General features: G+C 68.0%; 20 protein-coding genes, 1 tRNA gene, 1 pseudogene and 1 riboswitch. Of the genes and pseudogenes, 13 read left to right on the forward strand and 9 right to left on the reverse strand.

The features are described 5' to 3' along the window. Positions 1-106: 106 nt before the first annotated feature. Positions 107-673 (reverse strand): DUF6328 family protein, encoded by a 567-nt coding sequence (locus tag QZV84_RS02635; protein WP_292824886.1) that lies wholly within the window; start codon positions 671-673, stop codon positions 107-109. 93 nt (positions 674-766) lie between these two features. Between QZV84_RS02635 and QZV84_RS02640 the strand changes: the two genes are divergently transcribed. Further along, positions 767-1,825 (forward strand): DMT family transporter, encoded by a 1,059-nt coding sequence (locus QZV84_RS02640; protein ID WP_292824889.1) that lies wholly within the window; start codon positions 767-769, stop codon positions 1,823-1,825. 18 nt (positions 1,826-1,843) lie between these two features. Here the strand turns inward: QZV84_RS02640 and QZV84_RS02645 are convergent, their stop codons facing one another. The 3 genes from QZV84_RS02645 to QZV84_RS02655 form a co-directional block, all read right to left on the reverse strand. Continuing rightward, on the reverse strand, positions 1,844-2,008 hold the full coding sequence (locus QZV84_RS02645; protein WP_292824892.1) for a hypothetical protein: 165 nt from the start codon (positions 2,006-2,008) through the stop codon (positions 1,844-1,846). 97 nt (positions 2,009-2,105) lie between these two features. After that, positions 2,106-2,264: a hypothetical protein gene (locus tag QZV84_RS02650; protein WP_292824895.1), complete on the reverse strand. Its 159-nt coding sequence runs from the start codon at positions 2,262-2,264 to the stop codon at positions 2,106-2,108. Position 2,265: 1 nt separating this feature from the next. Further along, complete coding sequence (locus QZV84_RS02655; protein ID WP_292824898.1) at positions 2,266-2,778, reverse strand: DUF6325 family protein; 513 nt, start codon at positions 2,776-2,778, stop codon at positions 2,266-2,268. Positions 2,779-2,920: 142 nt separating this feature from the next. On the opposite strand from QZV84_RS02655, the gene QZV84_RS02660 reads away from it, so the two are divergent. Beyond that, positions 2,921-5,011, forward strand: coding sequence for a RecQ family ATP-dependent DNA helicase (locus QZV84_RS02660; RefSeq protein WP_292824901.1), 2,091 nt, complete (start codon positions 2,921-2,923; stop codon positions 5,009-5,011). Between the two features lie 26 nt (positions 5,012-5,037). On the opposite strand, the gene QZV84_RS02665 is transcribed toward QZV84_RS02660, so the two are convergent. Then, complete coding sequence (locus tag QZV84_RS02665; protein WP_292824904.1) at positions 5,038-6,090, reverse strand: NAD(P)-dependent alcohol dehydrogenase; 1,053 nt, start codon at positions 6,088-6,090, stop codon at positions 5,038-5,040. 97 nt (positions 6,091-6,187) lie between these two features. On the opposite strand from QZV84_RS02665, the gene QZV84_RS02670 reads away from it, so the two are divergent. Together QZV84_RS02670 and QZV84_RS02675 are read left to right on the forward strand one after the other, a co-directional pair. After that, entirely contained in the window at positions 6,188-6,757 is a 570-nt protein-coding gene (locus QZV84_RS02670; RefSeq protein WP_292824906.1) for a DNA starvation/stationary phase protection protein, read from the forward strand. A gap of 199 nt (positions 6,758-6,956) precedes the next feature. Next, on the forward strand, positions 6,957-7,901 hold the full coding sequence (locus tag QZV84_RS02675; protein ID WP_292824909.1) for an aldose 1-epimerase family protein: 945 nt from the start codon (positions 6,957-6,959) through the stop codon (positions 7,899-7,901). 114 nt (positions 7,902-8,015) lie between these two features. On the opposite strand, the gene QZV84_RS02680 is transcribed toward QZV84_RS02675, so the two are convergent. Next, positions 8,016-8,204, reverse strand: a complete 189-nt coding sequence (locus QZV84_RS02680) for a hypothetical protein (RefSeq protein ID WP_292824912.1) — start codon at positions 8,202-8,204, stop codon at positions 8,016-8,018. A 137-nt stretch (positions 8,205-8,341) separates the two neighbouring features. Between QZV84_RS02680 and QZV84_RS02685 the strand changes: the two genes are divergently transcribed. Beyond that, complete coding sequence (locus QZV84_RS02685; RefSeq protein WP_292824915.1) at positions 8,342-8,773, forward strand: YdeI/OmpD-associated family protein; 432 nt, start codon at positions 8,342-8,344, stop codon at positions 8,771-8,773. Positions 8,774-9,023: 250 nt separating this feature from the next. On the opposite strand, the gene QZV84_RS02690 is transcribed toward QZV84_RS02685, so the two are convergent. Continuing rightward, positions 9,024-10,487, reverse strand: a complete 1,464-nt coding sequence (locus QZV84_RS02690; RefSeq protein ID WP_292824918.1) for a DEAD/DEAH box helicase — start codon at positions 10,485-10,487, stop codon at positions 9,024-9,026. A gap of 271 nt (positions 10,488-10,758) precedes the next feature. On the opposite strand from QZV84_RS02690, the gene QZV84_RS02695 reads away from it, so the two are divergent. The 6 genes from QZV84_RS02695 to QZV84_RS02720 all read left to right on the forward strand — a co-directional run bounded on the left by QZV84_RS02695 (position 10,759) and on the right by QZV84_RS02720 (position 13,980). Beyond that, positions 10,759-11,949 carry an acyl-CoA desaturase gene (locus QZV84_RS02695; RefSeq protein ID WP_292824921.1) on the forward strand — a complete coding sequence of 397 codons (1,191 nt, stop codon included), beginning with the start codon at positions 10,759-10,761 and terminating at the stop codon, positions 11,947-11,949. A gap of 154 nt (positions 11,950-12,103) precedes the next feature. Beyond that, a complete protein-coding gene (locus QZV84_RS02700; RefSeq protein WP_292824924.1) occupies positions 12,104-12,709 on the forward strand; it encodes an asparagine synthase in 606 nt (201 codons plus the stop codon). A gap of 113 nt (positions 12,710-12,822) precedes the next feature. Then, positions 12,823-12,895, forward strand: a tRNA-Arg gene (locus QZV84_RS02705). 202 nt (positions 12,896-13,097) lie between these two features. Next, positions 13,098-13,232, forward strand: a complete 135-nt coding sequence (locus QZV84_RS02710) for a hypothetical protein (protein WP_292824926.1) — start codon at positions 13,098-13,100, stop codon at positions 13,230-13,232. Then, entirely contained in the window at positions 13,229-13,492 is a 264-nt protein-coding gene (locus QZV84_RS02715) for a type II toxin-antitoxin system RelE/ParE family toxin (protein ID WP_292824929.1), read from the forward strand. The genes QZV84_RS02710 and QZV84_RS02715 overlap by 4 nt, the downstream gene beginning before the upstream one ends. A gap of 23 nt (positions 13,493-13,515) precedes the next feature. Then, a complete protein-coding gene (locus tag QZV84_RS02720) occupies positions 13,516-13,980 on the forward strand; it encodes a HepT-like ribonuclease domain-containing protein (protein ID WP_292824932.1) in 465 nt (154 codons plus the stop codon). Positions 13,981-14,072: 92 nt separating this feature from the next. Here the strand turns inward: QZV84_RS02720 and QZV84_RS02725 are convergent, their stop codons facing one another. Together QZV84_RS02725 and QZV84_RS02730 are read right to left on the reverse strand one after the other, a co-directional pair. Continuing rightward, positions 14,073-14,588 carry a hypothetical protein gene (locus tag QZV84_RS02725; RefSeq protein WP_292824934.1) on the reverse strand — a complete coding sequence of 172 codons (516 nt, stop codon included), beginning with the start codon at positions 14,586-14,588 and terminating at the stop codon, positions 14,073-14,075. Between the two features lie 69 nt (positions 14,589-14,657). Beyond that, positions 14,658-14,773: riboswitch (SAM riboswitch) on the reverse strand. A 293-nt stretch (positions 14,774-15,066) separates the two neighbouring features. After that, complete coding sequence (locus tag QZV84_RS02730; RefSeq protein ID WP_292824937.1) at positions 15,067-16,104, reverse strand: MBL fold metallo-hydrolase; 1,038 nt, start codon at positions 16,102-16,104, stop codon at positions 15,067-15,069. Positions 16,105-16,193: 89 nt separating this feature from the next. Between QZV84_RS02730 and QZV84_RS02735 the strand changes: the two genes are divergently transcribed. Together QZV84_RS02735 and QZV84_RS02740 are read left to right on the forward strand one after the other, a co-directional pair. Beyond that, the gene (locus QZV84_RS02735) at positions 16,194-16,469 is read left to right on the forward strand and encodes a serine dehydratase beta chain (RefSeq protein WP_292824940.1); all 276 of its coding nucleotides are present in this window, start codon (positions 16,194-16,196) and stop codon (positions 16,467-16,469) included. Continuing rightward, positions 16,462-16,700 (forward strand): annotated as a pseudogene (locus tag QZV84_RS02740) (hypothetical protein); the annotation flags it as partial. The gene QZV84_RS02735 and the pseudogene QZV84_RS02740, both read left to right, overlap by 8 nt.

Genomic DNA, 16,700 nt, shown 5'->3' on the forward strand with positions numbered 1-16,700 from the left:
CGTTGCTGCATACCTCGCCTACTTCTCGGCACTCCTGCTCACACGCTTGTGAGGAACCACCCCCGCGATCCGCGACACCGGTGTTCTGCATCGCGTCGACGCGTGGTCAGGAGCCGACCTCATCCGCACCCCTCGAACGGCGTCCGCGCGGCGACATCTGCGGGACAGCGATCCATGCGCCTAGGCTGACGGCCAAGGCCACGCCGAGTGCGACCAGCCCCGCGGTGCGGTCGAGTGCGACATCGAAGATGAGGCTTGTCACGCCGCACGCGAGCAATGTGACCAGGACGAGCAGAATGATCAGGACTCGGTCGGCTCTACGCACGAGACGACCTTTCTGTCGGTGCTGGAACTGGCGCCGATGCATGATGACGGGCGTGATTCCGACGATCGTCGCCGTGCCTGCCAGCACGACGAGGCAGAGGTACAGCCCGCGTTCATATGCTTCCAGGTCGTGGAATGTCGGCTGGAAAGCGACAGCGAGGAGGAATCCGGTGAGGATCTGGGTCCCGGTCTGCGTCACGCGCAACTCCTGCAGGATGTCTTCCCAATTGCGATCCGCGCGCTGATTCTCGGTCTCATTGCGGCCGTCACCCGGCATCGCCTCCCCCTTCTCTAGCCAGTCTCTGGCCAGGATCATCCGGACGTCACTGATCGTGAAAGGGGTTGACATGGTACCCGTTCTCGATCTCACACCGAAGTGCGGCAGGGTCCTCCCGCGCACGAGGCCGAGGCGCGGCCGTGGCACCCCGCGTAACCTGGGCAGGTGCGACTGACCTCCCTGCGCAACCCCGGTGTGCAGGCCGCCCTGGTGGCGGCCCTGCTGTTCGGCGCGGGAACGCCCATCGCCAAGCTGCTCCTGTCGGATGTCAGCCCGTGGATGCTCGCCGGGCTGCTTTACCTCGGTTCCGGCGTCGGACTCGGCATCTACCGCGTGGTGCGTCGCTCGGCTCGCGTCCGCCTGAGCCGCCGTGAGCTGCTCCCGCTGTCGGGGGCGGTGCTGTTCGGGGGAGTGCTCGGCCCGGTGCTGCTGATGTTCGGGCTGGTCGGGATGCCGGCATCCGGCGCTTCGCTGCTTCTGAACGCCGAGGGCGTCGCGACCGCGCTGCTGGCCTGGTTCGTTTTCAAGGAGAACTTCGACCGCCGCATCGCGCTGGGCATGGCCGCGATCGTCGCCGGCGCGGTCGCGCTCTCGTGGCCCGGGCAGGCGGACTTCTCGGGGCTTTGGCCGTCCCTCGCGATCTTGGGCGCCTGCCTGGCCTGGGGGATCGACAACAACCTCACCCGCAAAGTCGCCCTGCACGACGCGACGTGGCTGGCGGCGGTGAAGGGACTCGTCGCCGGACCGGTGAACCTGGCCCTCGCGTTCCTGCTCGGCGCCGCACTTCCGCCCCTGCTGAACGTCTTCGCGGCGATGCTGACCGGACTGTTCGCCTACGGCATCAGCCTGGTCCTGTTCATTGTGGCGCTACGCCACATCGGCACTGCGCGGGCAGGCGCATACTTCTCGATCGCGCCATTCTTCGGCGCGCTGCTGGCGATCGCGATGGGGGATGCGGTCACGATCCCGCTCATCGTCGCCGGGGTTCTGATGGCGCTGGGGGTGTGGCTGCACCTGACCGAGCGGCACGAGCATCCGCACACGCACGAGCCGCTCGCGCACGAGCATTGGCACACCCACCCGGAAGAGCATCACGACCACGCGCACCCCGAGCCGGTCGCGCCGGGTACTCGCCATCGGCATCCACACGTCCATGCCGTGATCACGCACACGCACGAGCACTACCCCGACAGTCACCACCGCCACTCGCACCCGGCCGGCTAGCCGGGGCCGGTGCGGCGCTCAGGTGCGACGCGATGTGTGAAACAGCAGAGCGACCGCGAGTGAGACCGACAGGATGCCGGCGGTGAAGATCAGCCCCTGGAAAGCCGTCGCGGTGAAGGCGGCGCCGAACAGGAAGAAGCCCGCGAGGAACAGCACCAGGTACAGAGCGAACAGTACGAACATCGCTTCCCCTATCCAATCGTCCGTTCGATCGTATCGGCAGATCGGACCACCTGCAGCATCGCGATCCGCTTCCGCCGCGCGCGGTCCACGCGAGCGCTCAGAGGCGGCGGCGCCGTCCCGGCGTGACGGCGGCGCCGACGACTGCCGCCTTTGCGACCGGCGAGGGACCGGGCGTGAGTGCGGAGCCGACCACCGCAGCTTTGGCCACCGGAGCCCCGATGACGCCCCGGCGGCCGATCCGCGCTGCTCTCAGCATGTCAGCGGCCTCCCTCGGCGAGCTCGGACGCGATCTCTTCCTCGATCGCCTCTTCCAGTTCGGCTTCCGCCTCGATCTCGGCGATCGCTGCGAATGCCGCGACGACGTCGTCGGCATTGACACGGCCGTCGGCGATGACCACGCCGCCCGCCCCACGAGCTGCAGCGGCGAAAGGCGCCGCCCAGAGGTTCTCGTAGACGAGCACGCCGGCGACGCTGCCCGGCTCCATCGCCGCGGCGAGATGGGCGACGTCCTCCTCGGCGAGCAGTCCGGCAAGACTCGCCTCGATCTCGGTCAGCGGGCCGAGGTCCTCGGAATCCGAGATCTCAACGGCATCGAGGTTGCCATCGGCATCCTTCGTGATGACGATCATGTCGATGACGCGGATCGTCCCGGCGTCGACCAGGCGCACGATCTCCTCGGCGATCTCGCCGTTGAAGTTCGATGTGCCCGCAGGAAACTGGACGATCAGAAAGTCGACGGGTCCGTACGCTTCCGGTTCGTTCTCGGCCATGGAACACCTTCCTCTGTGGATGAGCCGTCTGCGGCTCGATCATCACGATAGGGATGCCGCATCCGGCGGTCGTCATGCGCGACGGGTGATATCCCCGAGGCTCCCCCTCCTGTCGTCAGAGGGTGCTGACAGACTCTACTGGATGAGTCAGGACACCCGCGCGGCGGCCCTCGATATCCTCCGCATCCTCGTGGGCCGTGACGACGCCGACTTCCATGAGGGTCAGTTCGAGGCGATCGAGGCCTTGGTCGACGACAGCAGCCGCGCGCTGGTCGTGCAGCGCACCGGCTGGGGCAAGTCGGCCGTGTACTTCGTGGCGACCCTGCTGCTGCGACAGCGCGGCGCGGGACCGACCGTGCTCGTCTCGCCCCTCCTCGCTCTCATGCGCGATCAGATCACGGCGGCTGAGCGGGCAGGTGTTCGTGCTGTCGCGATCAACTCCACGAACGCGCACGAGTGGGCCGACGTGCTCGCGCGGCTGCGCGACGACGACGTCGACGTCCTGCTCCTCTCGCCCGAGCGGCTCAACAATCCGGCGTTCCGCGACGAGCAGCTGCCGGCACTCGTCGAGCGGATGGGGATGCTGGTGGTCGACGAGGCGCACTGCATCAGCGACTGGGGCCATGACTTCCGGCCCGACTACCGGCGGCTGGGCGAGCTGATCCGCCGCATGCCGCCGGGGGTGCCGATTCTCGCCACCACGGCGACGGCGAACAGCCGGGTCGTCACTGATGTTGCCGAACAGCTGGCCGGCGCAGCCGCGGACGTCGTGACGATCCGAGGCCCGCTCGCCCGGGCATCCCTGCGCCTCGGCGTGGTTGGTCTGCCCGACGCCCGGACGCGGCTGGCGTGGCTGCTCACCCACCTCGGCGACCTGCCCGGCTCGGGCATCATCTACAGCCTGACCGTGAGCGGTGCGCAGGACCTCGCGCGGCTGCTGCGCGAGGCGGGTCACGACGTTCGGGCCTACACGGGGCAGACGGATGCTGACGAGCGTGAGGAGTCCGAAGCGCTGCTCAAGAGCAATCGGGTCAAGGCGCTCGTCGCGACCAGCGCCCTGGGCATGGGCTTCGACAAGCCCGACCTCGGCTTCGTCGTGCACATCGGCGCGCCCTCGTCGCCGGTCTCCTACTACCAGCAGGTCGGCCGCGCCGGCCGCGCCACCGAGAACGCCGATGTGCTGCTGCTGCCCGGAGTCGAAGACCCCGACATCTGGCGCTACTTCGCGACCGCCTCGATGCCCACCCAGGAGCGCGCCGAGCGGGTGATCGCCGAGCTCGGCGATCGACCGATCTCCACCCCCGCCCTCGAAGCGCTCGTCGACATCCGGCGCACCCCCCTCGAACTGCTGCTGAAGGTGCTCGACGTCGACGGCGCCGTGCGCCGGGTGCGCGGCGGATGGGTGTCGACCGGGCGAACGTGGGCGTATGACGCCGAGCGCTACGAGCGTATCGCCGCCGCCCGCCGAGTCGAGCAGCAGCACATGCTCGACTACGAGAGCACGACTGGGTGCCGCATGGAGTTTCTGCAGCGCACGCTCGACGACGACACGGCCGCACCGTGCGGGCGCTGTGACAACTGCGCAGGGGCCTGGTACCCGACCGATGTGGCGGACCGAGCCGCAGCCTCGGCCGACGCGTCGCTGGCGCGCGTCGGCGTGCCGATCGAGCCGCGAGCCCAGTGGCCGGCCGGGGGCGATCGGCTCGGCATCCCCCTCAAGGGCAACATCCCGCCGGCCGAACGCGCCGAAGAGGGTCGCGCACTTGCACGTCTCACTGATCTCGGGTGGGGTGGCGTGCTGCGCGCGCTTTTCGACGGGGCGGGCGCCGATGCGCCGGTCACCGACGCCCTGAGGGATGCCGCGATCCGGGTGCTCACCGACTGGCCATGGGCTCAGCGACCGGCATCCGTCCTCGCGATGCCGTCGCGGCGTCGCCCGCAACGGGTTGCCTCGCTCGCGCGGAGCCTCGCCGAAGTGGGTCGGCTGCCGTTCCTCGGGAGCCTTCCGACCCGCAATGGCGGCCCGTCCGGCGAGCCGGGCGGGAACAGCGTGTTCCGGCTCGCCGGACTATGGGATCGATTCGACGCCTCCGGCCTCGAGATTCCAGACGGACCGGTGCTGCTGGTGGACGACATCGCCGACAGCCGTTGGACGCTCACGGTCGCGGCGCGCGAACTGCGGCGCGCGGGCGCGACCGCCGTGCTGCCGTTCACCCTCGCGTTGCGGGCGTAGGCGTCAGCTTCGGATGACGCGCGCGGCTATTCCTGCGGAATGGTGGCCGTGTCGATCACGAACCGGAACCTCACGTCGCCACTGACGACGCGGTCGTATGCGGCGGTGACCTCGTCGGCCGAGATCGTCTCGATCACCGCACCGATGCCGTGTGCGGCGCAGAAATCGAGCATCTCCTGCGTCTCGCGGATGCCGCCGATGCTCGATCCCGCGATCGAGCGGCGCGCGCCGACGAGGGAGAACACGCGCAACTGCAGTGGGTTCTGCGGCAGACCGACGAAGACCAGGGCGCCGTCGAGGCGCAGGGTCGACAGGTAACGATCGACCGGGATATCGGCCGAGACGGTGTTGATGATGAGGTCGAAGCGCTTGCGCAGCGCCTTCAGTGCGTCCGGAGATTCGATGGCGAAGTACTCGTCCGCACCGAGCGCCAAGCCGTCGTCCTGCTTGGCGAGGGTGCGGGAAAGCACGGTGACGTGCGCGCCCATCGCATGTGCGATCTGCACCGCCATGTGTCCGAGACCGCCCATGCCGATCACGGCGACGTGCTTTCCCGGTCCGGCGTTCCAGTGCCGCAGGGGCGAGTAGGTGGTGATGCCGGCGCACAGCAGCGGAGCGGCGGTGTCCAGCGGGATGCCGTCGGGGATGCGCAGGACGTAGTTCTCGTCCACCACGATGTCGGTGCTGTACCCCCCGTAGGTCGGGCTTCCGTCGTACTGAAGCCCGTTGTAGGTGCTGACGCTGCCCTTCAGGCAGAACTGCTCCTCGCCCGCCAGGCAGTTCTCGCACTCGCGGCACGAGTCGACGAAGCATCCGACCCCCACGCGGTCGCCGACCGCGTGCTTCGTGACCTCCGCGCCGACCTCGCGGACGACGCCGGCGATCTCGTGACCAGGCACCATCGGGAACATCGAGCGACCCAGTTCCTCGCGTACCTGATGGATGTCGGAGTGGCAGATTCCGGCATACGCGATGTCGATCAGCACGTCATGCGCGCCGACGTCGCGCCGCTGCACGCTGCCACGTTCGAAGGCCTGAGCGGCGGAGTTCACGACGAGAGCGGGCGTTGTGATCGGCATGGGGGAATACTCTCACACGTACGCTCGAGGAGTCCCGCGGGTGGCCGATTTGTCAAGGGCCCCCTTGTCCGCAGGTCCGGCAACTAGCGTCGGCCGCATGGCAACAACTGAGAAGTCCCAGTCCGCAAGCCGTTCGTCGAAGCGATCCGCGCCGGGCGGCGCGGGCGCCGGGGCGACCCGCCGCCAGAACGCCGAGAAGGGGTTCGTGGCGTCGAAGGAGCTCGGCGAGAACATGCAGGCCGTTCTGGTCGACCTGCTCGAGCTGGCGGGGCAGGGCAAGCAGGCCCACTGGAACGTGGTCGGCCGCAACTTTCGCGATACGCACCGCATCCTCGACGAGATCATCGAGGCCGTACGCGAGTTCAGCGACACTGTGGCCGAGCGCATGCGCGCGCTGCACGCGGTACCCGACGGCCGCAGCGACATCGTCGCGGCGACCACGACGCTGCCCGAATACCCCCAGGGTGAGATCGACACGACCGAGACGGTGGATCTGATCACCGTCCGGCTCGAGAGCAGCGTCGGCACGATCCGCGGCGTGCATGACGCGGTCGACGACGAAGACCCGACGAGCGCCGACATACTCCACACGATCATCGAGAAGCTCGAGCAGTTCGCCTGGATGGTCAGCGCCGAGAACCGCACGCCGGCCGCGTCGCGCCCCTGATCCCTGCCGCTCCGGCGCCCCACCTCGAACCGAGGAGGTGGGGCGTCTCCTCCGGGGCTGTCGCGTGGTGTGATGGATACGCTCGTCCCGACCAGATCGCCGACACCACCGTCGCGTGCCGGCGCGCTGTCGCTGCGCTGGAACGAGGCATACAATCGACTGGCCCGGGCTTCTGACCCCCCGCGGGCCCACCTCTCCCATGCGCACTGTTCTCTCCGGTACTCAGCACGCGCTGCGCGCGGGCGCCTACGAAGCCGTCATCGCGAGCGTGGGGGCTTCCCTGCGCTCGCTCACCTGCAACGGACGCGACCTCACGCTGCCGTTCGACGCCGACGAGGTGCGTCCGTCGTACCGCGGCGCGACGCTCGCCCCGTGGCCGAACCGCATCATGGACGGCACGTACACGTTCGGGGGCGTCGAACGCCAGGTCGCCCTCACCGAGCCGGCGCGCGGCCACGCGTTGCACGGACTCGCGGCATGGCTCGACTACGACGCGATCGACAAGGGCTCCAGCCACGTGACCCTCTCGGCCGCGATCGTGCCGCAGACGGGTTACCCGTGGCGCATCGTGATCGAGACGACGTTCTCGCTCGACGCCGACGGCCTCACGCAGACGGTCACCGCGACAAACGAGAGCCCGGATGCCGCCCCCTGGGGCACCGCCTCGCACCCGTACCTGGTCGCAGGCGAGGGTCAGGTCGACGACTGGACCCTCGACCTGCCCGCCGACGAGGTGCTGGCAGTCACGCCCGGCCGGCTGAGCCCGATCGCGCTGCGACCGGTCGAGGCCGACGACCCTGCGCGCTTCGACTTTCGCGAGGCCCGTCAGATCGGCACGGTCGAGATCGATCATGCGTACACCGCGCTCCGCCGCGATGAGGACGGGCGGGCGATCGTGCGGGTGACGGATGCCGCCGGCGCGGGCGTCGAGATGGCGTGGGATGCCGCGTGCCCGTGGGTGCAGGTATACACCTCCGACAAGGGAGTGGGCAAGCCGGGCCACCGCACGGCGCTGGCGGTGGAGCCGATGACGTGTGCCCCCGACGCCTTCAACGCGGACCGCTACGACTACGACGCGGGCCTGATCGTGCTCGAGCCGGGGGCGTCGGCCTCGGCATCCTGGCGCATCTGCGCCCTCGCCTGACCCGACTGCATAGGCGCGAGGTGCTCGTGGCCACAACGACAGAGGGCCCCCGAGTACTCTCCGAGGCCCTCCGTGCTCTGCCTCCGGCCAGGCGCCGGGAGGTTCACAGTTCGATCAGCTGTTGCGCATCTGCTCTTTGAGCTCGTTGCGCGTCTGAACGGAATCGCGCTCGGCTTCCGCCTTCTTCACGTCGGCGTCGGCCTTCTTCTCGTCGATCTTGTCGCCGATGGCGTCAGTGGTGTCTTCCCACTTGTCCTGGATCTTGCGTCCGGCGGTCTCGGCCGTTTGCTTGGCGTCTTCCATGAATCCCATGGTTCGCTCCTTTCGTGAAGGTGACACTGCAGACGCTACGTCTCACCGGTTGCGGCTGCGGGGGGCTTGCGCGGCCGCGTGCAGTTTGCTATCGGTGACGTCGATCCGGATCTGGCACACTCGAACCCATGCGATTCGAGACAACTCTCGTCCTGGTCGGGAGCAACACCGGCATCGAGGTGCCGCCGGCTGTTCTGGATGAGCTCGGCGGCGGCAAGCGCCCCCTGGTCAGCGTGACGGTCAACGACAGCTACTCCTATCGGAGCGCCGTCGCGCCGATGGCCGGCAGGTACCTCATCGCCTTCAGCTCCGACAAGCGTGCCGCGACCGGCTTGGAGGGCGGCGAGGCGATCACCGTCGAACTGACCCTCGACACCGAGCCGCGCACGGTCGAGGTTCCCGATGATCTGGCGGCGGCTCTGGCCGCAGCCGGACTGCGTGACGCCTTCGACAAGCTCGCGCCGAGTCAGCAGAAGGCGCACGTCACGAGCGTCGAGGGCGCGAAGGCCGCCGAGACCCGGGCGCGCCGCGTGGCCGCGGTCGTGGAGAAGCTGTCCTAGAGTCCCCTGCGCGCGCGGCGGTGTGCCCCCTGATATGAGCGGCCCGAACCGAGCCATCGCTTCGGTTCTCGCCGAGATCGCCCCAGCACCGAGCTCGACGAGCCTGGCCCTGATCCCGATCGTGAACATCGGCTTCTTCCTGGTGGGCTTCGGCGACGCCGAATACGCCAAGCGGTCAAGGCGTGGGCATCGCGACGATGAGAAGGGCCCGAGGCGAATCGCCTCGGGCCCTTCTCATCGGTGCGTCGAGTCAGCCCCGCGGCGCGCCGGAGCGCGTGCCGTTGTGCTGTGCGCGGCGTGAGCCGGTCGGGCGCGCAGCCTGAACCGGACGCGGGTTGTGCGCGTGCGCGGGCTGGCCGGTGCCGGTGGAGTAGATCGGTCGCGCGGCGCCGGAACCGGCGGTGGCGTTGCGATCGCGACCCTGGGCGGAGCCCGACGCGTTGCCGCGGCCGCGGCCCTGGCCCTGGGTGGCCTGAGCCGAGCGGGGCTTGGACGAGCGCTGCTGCTGCGGCGCCTGCACCGGAGCGGGGCGTACGTACGCGGCGCGCTCGCCGACGAGCTCGGTGATCGGAGCGGACTCGGCGCCGACCTGCTCGAGCGCAGCGGTGATGCCCGCCTTGCGCAGAAGGTCGGCGACGTCACGGCGCTGCGAGGGGATCGTCACGGTGACCACGGTGCCGGCGGCGCCGGCGCGGGCGGTGCGGCCCGAGCGGTGCAGGTACGCCTTGTGCTCCATGGGCGGGTCGACGTGGACGACGAGCTCCACCTCGTCGACGTGCACGCCGCGCGCCGCGACATCGGTCGCGACCAGCACGCGCACCCCGCCCTTGGCGGGATCGGCGCTGAAGGCGGCGAGGTTGCGCTCGCGGGCAGACTGCGACAGGTTGCCGTGCAGATCCACCGACGGGATGCCGGCTGCCGTGAGCACCTTCGCGAGCTTCTTGGCCTGGTGCTTGGTGCGGGTGAAGAGGATGCGGCGGCCGCGCCCCGAGGCGAGATGCTTGACCAGGTCGGCCTTCTCCTCGTCGCTCACGAGGAAGACGCGGTGCGTCATCTCGCCCTGCGGGACGCTCTGGTCGTCGATCTCGTGGCGAACCTCGTCGCGGAGGAACTTGCGGACCAGGCCGTCGACGCCGCGATCGAGCGTGGCGCTGAACAGCATGCGCTGGCCGCCCTGCGGCGTGGCCGTCAAGATACGGGTCACGCCGGGCAGGAAGCCCAGGTCAGCCATGTGGTCGGCTTCATCGAGAACCGTGATCTCGACGCGGTCGAGGCGCACGACGCCCTGCTTCATGAGGTCTTCGAGCCGGCCGGGGCAGGCCACGACGATGTCCACGCCGTTGCGCAGCGCGGTCTCCTGCGGCTTCTGGCTCACACCGCCGAAGACGGTGGTGACAGTGAGGCCGGCGGCCGCAGCGAGCGGCTGGATGGTCGCGGCGATCTGCGTCGCGAGTTCGCGGGTCGGTGCCAGCACCAGACCACGTGGCCGGCCCGTGGAGCGGCTCGATGCGAACGCGCCGGACAGGCGCGCCACCAGCGGCAGCGCGAACGCGATGGTCTTGCCGCTGCCGGTGCGGCCCCGGCCGAGCACGTCTTTGCCTGCAAGGGAGTCGGGAAGCGTGTCGGTCTGGATCGGGAAGGCTTCGGTCTTGCCCTCACGGGCGAGGACGTTGGCCAGCGGCGCGGGCACGCCGAGGTCGAGGAAAGTAGGCATAGGGATGCTTTCGGGATGGCACGCCGCGAGATGGGCGCTGAGAGGGCGACGGCGCGGGTTCGCGCATCGGTTCGCCGTATGAAATGAGCCGCAGCAGAAAAAGCCGCGAAGCGTGACAACGACGCTGGGCGGAGGAATCCGCCGAGACAACGGTAGCACGCCAGGGTGCGCGTCCCCTGTGCGGCCCGATCCTGGGCATCGGCCCCACACCTCATGAGACTGTTATCACATACCCGGCCCTGCATGTGCCAACGCGTAGTGTGGGCCACAGATGATCGGCGATCCGCCCTTCTCTTTCGCATTTCCCGCACCCGCGGGACGCTCCGACCAGGCAGGTGTCGCGATCACTACAGTCTCCGCTCCCGAGTCCACGCTAGGTCGCGTACGCCAGACGTATGCACGCAAAGACAGCTTCCCCCCGATCACGCAGGCGTACACCAAGGTGTCGCAGGTCGTGCGCGAGACCGGACTGCTCGAGCGGACGCCGTGGTTCTACATCATCGTCGGGATCGCCATCGCCCTCGGTTTCGGCGGAGCGATCACCGGCTTCATCCTGCTGGGCGACAGCTGGTTCCAGCTGCTCATCGCCGCAGCCCTCGGCATCCTGTTCACCCAGGTCGCATTCCTCTCTCACGAGGCCGCCCACCGCACGATCCTCAGTTCGGGGCGCGCCAACGACACCCTGGGTCTGATCCTCGGCAACGGCATCGTCGGCATGAGCCGCGACTGGTGGGGTTCGAAGCACACCCGCCACCACGCCAACCCGAACCGGGTCAGCAAAGATCCCGACATCGAGGTCGACACCATCCGCTTCCTCGAGGTAGACGCCGAGAAGGTCAGCGGGCCCATGAGCCTGATCACCCGGCACCAGGGATGGCTGTTCTTCCCGCTCCTGACGCTTGAAGGCCTCAACCTGCACTTCCTCGCGTTCCGTCACCTGCTCGATTTCCGCCACCCCGTGAAGGACCGCTGGCTCGAGCTCAGCCTGTTGATTCTCCGCTTCGCGCTGGTGCTCACGCCCGTGTTCCTCTTCTTGCCCCTCGGCATGGCATTCGCTTTCGTCGGTGTGCAGATGGCCGTCTTCGGCATCTACATGGGTGCCGCCTTCGCCCCGAACCACAAGGGCATGCCGATCATCGACGCCGACGCGAAGCTCGACTTCTTCACCAAGCAGGTTCGCACCTCGCGCAACGTCTCCGGCGGCTGGTGGGCGACCTGGCTCATGGGCGGGCTCAACTACCAGATCGAGCATCACCTGTTCCCCAGCATGCCGCGTATGCACCTCGCGCAGGCGCGCCAGATCGTGAAGGACTACTGCAAGACGATCGATGTTCCCTACACCGAGACCACGCTGCTGAAGTCCTACGGAATCGTGATCCGCTACCTCAACGACGTCGGGCTCGCCGCTCGCGACCCGTTCGAATGCGGAATCGTCCAGAAGTTCCGCACCAAGGGAATCTGACCCGAGGGCATCCGCTTCACGTCCGGCGCCGATCGCTCCACGCGATCGGCGCCGTCGTGTCTGCGGGCTCGAGCGGCGGACGCCCCGCTCCGCCACCTGATCGCGACTCGCGCGCGCCGCGCGGACGGTACCCTCGTGTCTGGGGAGGTGCACGATGGCGAAGACCTCGGAGGCCGTCGCCGAGGGCGTCTCGATCGCATCCGCAGCTGCGCGGCTCACTGTGCGCAACCACATCCTGGTCGAGACGATCGCCCACGATGAGTCGTTCGACGTGGTGCACCTCGCGACGTTCGCACAGGAGACGCTGGTCGCCCTCGCGGTCGAGCAGGAAGCGGCCGCCGCGCTCGCGCGCAAGCAGCGCAAGAATGCCTGGGGCAGGTTCACCGACCCAGATGGCATGCACGACTATCGCGACCGGGACATTCGCAACCTCCGTAGGCGCGAGAAGCTGCACCGCCGCGTCGCGAAGGAGTTGCGCAACCGCGCTGCCGATTCCGAGTTCGTGCGCCTGATCGTCGAGCAGGCGAGGAATGCCGCCTGGGGCGACGTGGAGGCGAACCTGGAGCGGCGACTGCGTGTGGAGGGCATGCGCCCCGACGTGGACCCGGACTACGACATGATGCGCGGCGCGCGCATGCAAGCGCTGCGCCTGGTGGATCTGCCCAGACTGTCGGCCCATCGGCGCAAACTCGCCGAGGGTGAGGCGCTGCAGGCCGCCGCGCTCGAGGCCGCGCAGGTGGCAGAGCCGGCTGGCGAGTAGGTTCGCGCGGGTGGGTGCCGACCAGGTCGTGCCCGTGGCCGATGGAGCCTCGATTCGGCGGGAGTCCGAGCGTGGGGTATTCTGGACGCTGGTCTGCTCGTGAGGGCGATCATGCGCCCGTAGCTCAATGGATAGAGCATCTGACTACGGATCAGAAGGTTGGGAGTTCGAGTCTCTTCGGGCGCACACTGTGTTGAGACAGTGATCGGGGAAAAGTGCCGGAATTCCGGCACTTTTTTCCGTTTCCGGGGTCTGCCGCGACGTCGCTACGCGCCACAGCACGCCACCCTGCCGACCCTGAAGCCGGGGGAACCGCTCCTCTACCGTGTGCGCGGAGAGTACCTAGTGGTGTAGGTGTGACGGCACGGGCCGCTCGAAGACGTTCTATGTGCGCGAAGCGATCGAGACCCATCTTGATGAGCTCGAGGAGCGATACTGGGCTGACGAGGTCGTCCGCGACTGGGAGTCCTCGGGGAAGAAGTCGCGGCCCGCGGGTGAGCTGTGGGATGAGTTGGACGTGTGACGCGCGGGGGGCTTGAAACCTCCGCACAGTTCGACAAGGCGGCACGCAAGCTCGACCGACAGGTGCTGCGACGCATCAAGACCTACCTGGATGAGGTCTGCGAACTCGAGGACCCGCGCGCCCGCGGCAAGGGTCTGACAGGCGATCTTGTCGGCTATTGGCGGTACCGGATCGGCGACTATCGTGTGATCGTCGAGATCCGCGACAGCGTGCTCGTGATTGTTGCGATCGGGCTCGGGCATCGCTCCGACATCTACTGATCAGTCGTGGTTGGCCGCGGGGCTTGAGTGCCGAGGACGCCGCGATCTCCGGGATGGCCTACGACGCCGTGATCTCCGGGATGGCCTACGACGCGGTGCTGCGCAACATCGCAGTGATCGGCGAAGCCGCAAGTGCGTTGCCGAACGAGTTCAAGACTTCGCGTGCTGGTGTTCCGTGGCCGGCGATCGCGGGGATGCGCAACATCGTGGTCCATGAACACTTCCGGGTCGACCGCGACGTGATCCCGGACATCATCGACACCCGCCTGAGCGCGGTTGCCGAGTGGTTGCACAAGGATTCTCGGCTGACCACGGCTATGTGTGCACCGATGTGTGAACCCGGCCAGTTGTACCGCGGTAGTCAACGACTTCTCGGCCGAGATCCGTGTTCGGGTGAGTCGGGACTCGGTGTCCAAGTACGCGGGGGCAGCGGATTTCTCACCGGCCATTGCGGATGCGTTTCAACTGGGTGTTCGCGCCCGAAGTAGCCAAGCCCTGCCTCAGCGGGCGGCGATCTCGGCATCCATGACGTGCACGAGAGTGTGGGTGCCCGCCGAGATCGGCCGGCGGGCACCCCGGATCAGTCGCCTACCGGCGCTTCGGTTGTCCCCACGGGGGCGACGGCATATCCCATCGGGCGGGGCGCGCCGTTGCTGAGGATGTAGTCGGTCGCGCGCCTCGGGGAGCGTCCCGCGCGCACGTGCTGCGGCCACTGCGCCCACAGATCGACGTTCGGTACGAACTGCCAGAACCGGCCTGATCCCCACCGGTCGAAGAACCGGCTGTGCTCCGCCTCTGTCAGTTCGTGCCGCTCGAGGCGCAGCTCGAGGTCCTGGCACAGCAGGTAGTAGTCGGTCGGGGTGAATCCGACGGCGTGCAGCTGCCGTGCGAGGTCCTTCCACTTCCGCGGCGCCGCGGTGCCACCGCGGAGCATGCCCGGTGCGATGCTGAGCATCAGCGTGACGCCGGGGAACCACGGCGCGTAGTCGACCATGTACCGCGACCAGAGCGGCCGGTCCGAGTCGGGGACATCACCCCAGCCGTTGGTGGGCGACAGGTCGTCGGGGTCGCTGTCGGCGGTGAGGAGAGTGAACATGATTCGTCCTTTCGGGATGCGTCACCACCCACCCGGCGCCATGAAAGGAGCGGGTGCCGCAGAGGACCATCCATCGACTTGCCCGCGCGCGGTCGCGCCGGGCCGGTTCTTCCCCTGGGGCACCCCACTCAATGCGGAGGGTTGCCGGGCAGCCGGCCAGGTACCGACAGCTACCACTCTTGAACCTGGACAGAATCTAGCACCGAGGGGCGACATCGGCACCGAGTAAACCCCACTAACAGTGTGGGACCCTTCACCCTGTCAAAGACGGAAACGGTCGAATCGGGCGACTGACGGTGGTTCTGCAGCTGATCATCAAGAAGCGCCCCCCTTTGCCAGAATCACCACTCAGCGTTTCGCCGTGGTGGATCCGGTTCTTCGCTGAGGGGGTGACGTCGCCAGGCAGACGACGTCACCACGGCGTGAGGACTGCATGCTGTTGGTGCCTGCCCGCTACATCCAGCTGCGAGCAAGACGCTCACGCTCGGGAGAGCGCGACGGCTCTCCCAGACCACGTCAGCCTGTCGTCGCTCGCGAGGTACTCGATGTGAGATGCGGTCTCGGAGAGCGCGCTGATCAGGTTTCCACCGTCGAGCCCCTCCCACCCCCTCGACCATGTCAGCCGCTCCGCGATCTGCCACACCGTGAGTTCGGACGCGCCCGCGAGCACGTCGATGATCTCCTGGGCGCGCTCCTCGTGGTGGGCGTGCAGGTCGCGTGAGCGCTGGGCGAGGCCGTGGAAGCGATACTCGTGTGCGGGACACACCTCGAAGTCATCCCACGGGATCATGGCCTCGAGCGATGAATAATATGCCCGGAGGGCGTTGCTGTTGTCCTGCCTCGTGCCCAGGCCGACGTTCGGCGTGATCCTCGGCAGGACGTGATCGCCGGTCATGATCAGGCGATCATCGAGGTCGACCAGGCAGATGTGGCCCGCAGTGTGGCCGGGTGTGGCGATGACGCGCACGTTACGGCCCGGGAGTGCGAGAAGATCCCCGTCCTCGAGCAGTCGAGTGGGGCGCGCGAGCCGAGACATGCTGGCGAGCATCCGCGGACTGGCCGAAAGCGACTCGCGCGCAGCGTCGGGCACACCCCAGCGGTCGAGCGCGGTGCCATCATCTCCCGCGGATTCGACGGCAAAGCGTTCGAGCGTGCGTGCTTCCACCGGGTGCATCCCGATCCATGCGCCGGTGCATTCGGCGAGGTGGCTCACCATTCCGAGATGATCCGGATGAAGGTGGGTCGATACGACCCCGATGATCGAGTCGAAGCTCAGCCCCGCCGCGTCGAGCCCGGCGGCCATCTGGTCCCGCCCCTCGGCGCTATCCCAGCCGGGATCGATGACGACGCACTCGTCCTCGTCGTTGGTCAGGAGGTAGGAGAGCGTGTAGCGCACCGGATTGCCGGTGAATCCGATCGGCACCGACCACACGTGCGGCCCCACCTGCTCGACTGGCGGCATCGACTTCTCAAGCCATGCTGCTTTCTGGATGGTGCCTGTGATGGTGATCGACACGCGTCTCGTCTCATCCTCGTCCGACTCGGGCTTCGCACTCGCCGCCGACCTGTTCGGCCCTAGTACAGGGGTCGGCGCCATAGGCCATTATGGTCCCATTGCGGTCGTCGTCTCGCCTCCTCGCCGTCGGCGTCGGACCCTCGAGCTCGCACACGGTCGGACCCATGTGTGCCGCCCACGACTTCGCCGCGCCTGCGTGTGGGCGGCCTCCCCGAGCGGGTCGAGCGGGTGACCTGCACTCTTCACGGTTCCCTCGGCGCGACCGGGCTCGGCGTGGACGCACTGGCCCGGGACCAACTGCTCTGTCGGGGGTACCGGCGCTGGGCAAGAATGGAGGAAACGGAAAGGGGCCACATCATGGCTGACCGCAATTACACACTGTTCATTGGCGCATACGACGACGAGGCTTCCGCGCGAGCGGATTTCGCAACGATCAAGGATTTGGACGACCTGGCTGTTGAAGCCGCCGTGGTTCTCTCGCGGGATGCCCAGGGCAAGGTCGAGGTCAAGGAGCACGGTGGCGGGCTCATCAGCCGCGGCACCGCGATCGGCGCCGTCGGCGGCCTCGTCGTGGGACTGTTTGCACCTCCATTGCT

Source organism: Microbacterium sp. (assembly GCF_011620715.1).
GTDB lineage: Bacteria > Actinomycetota > Actinomycetes > Actinomycetales > Microbacteriaceae > Microbacterium.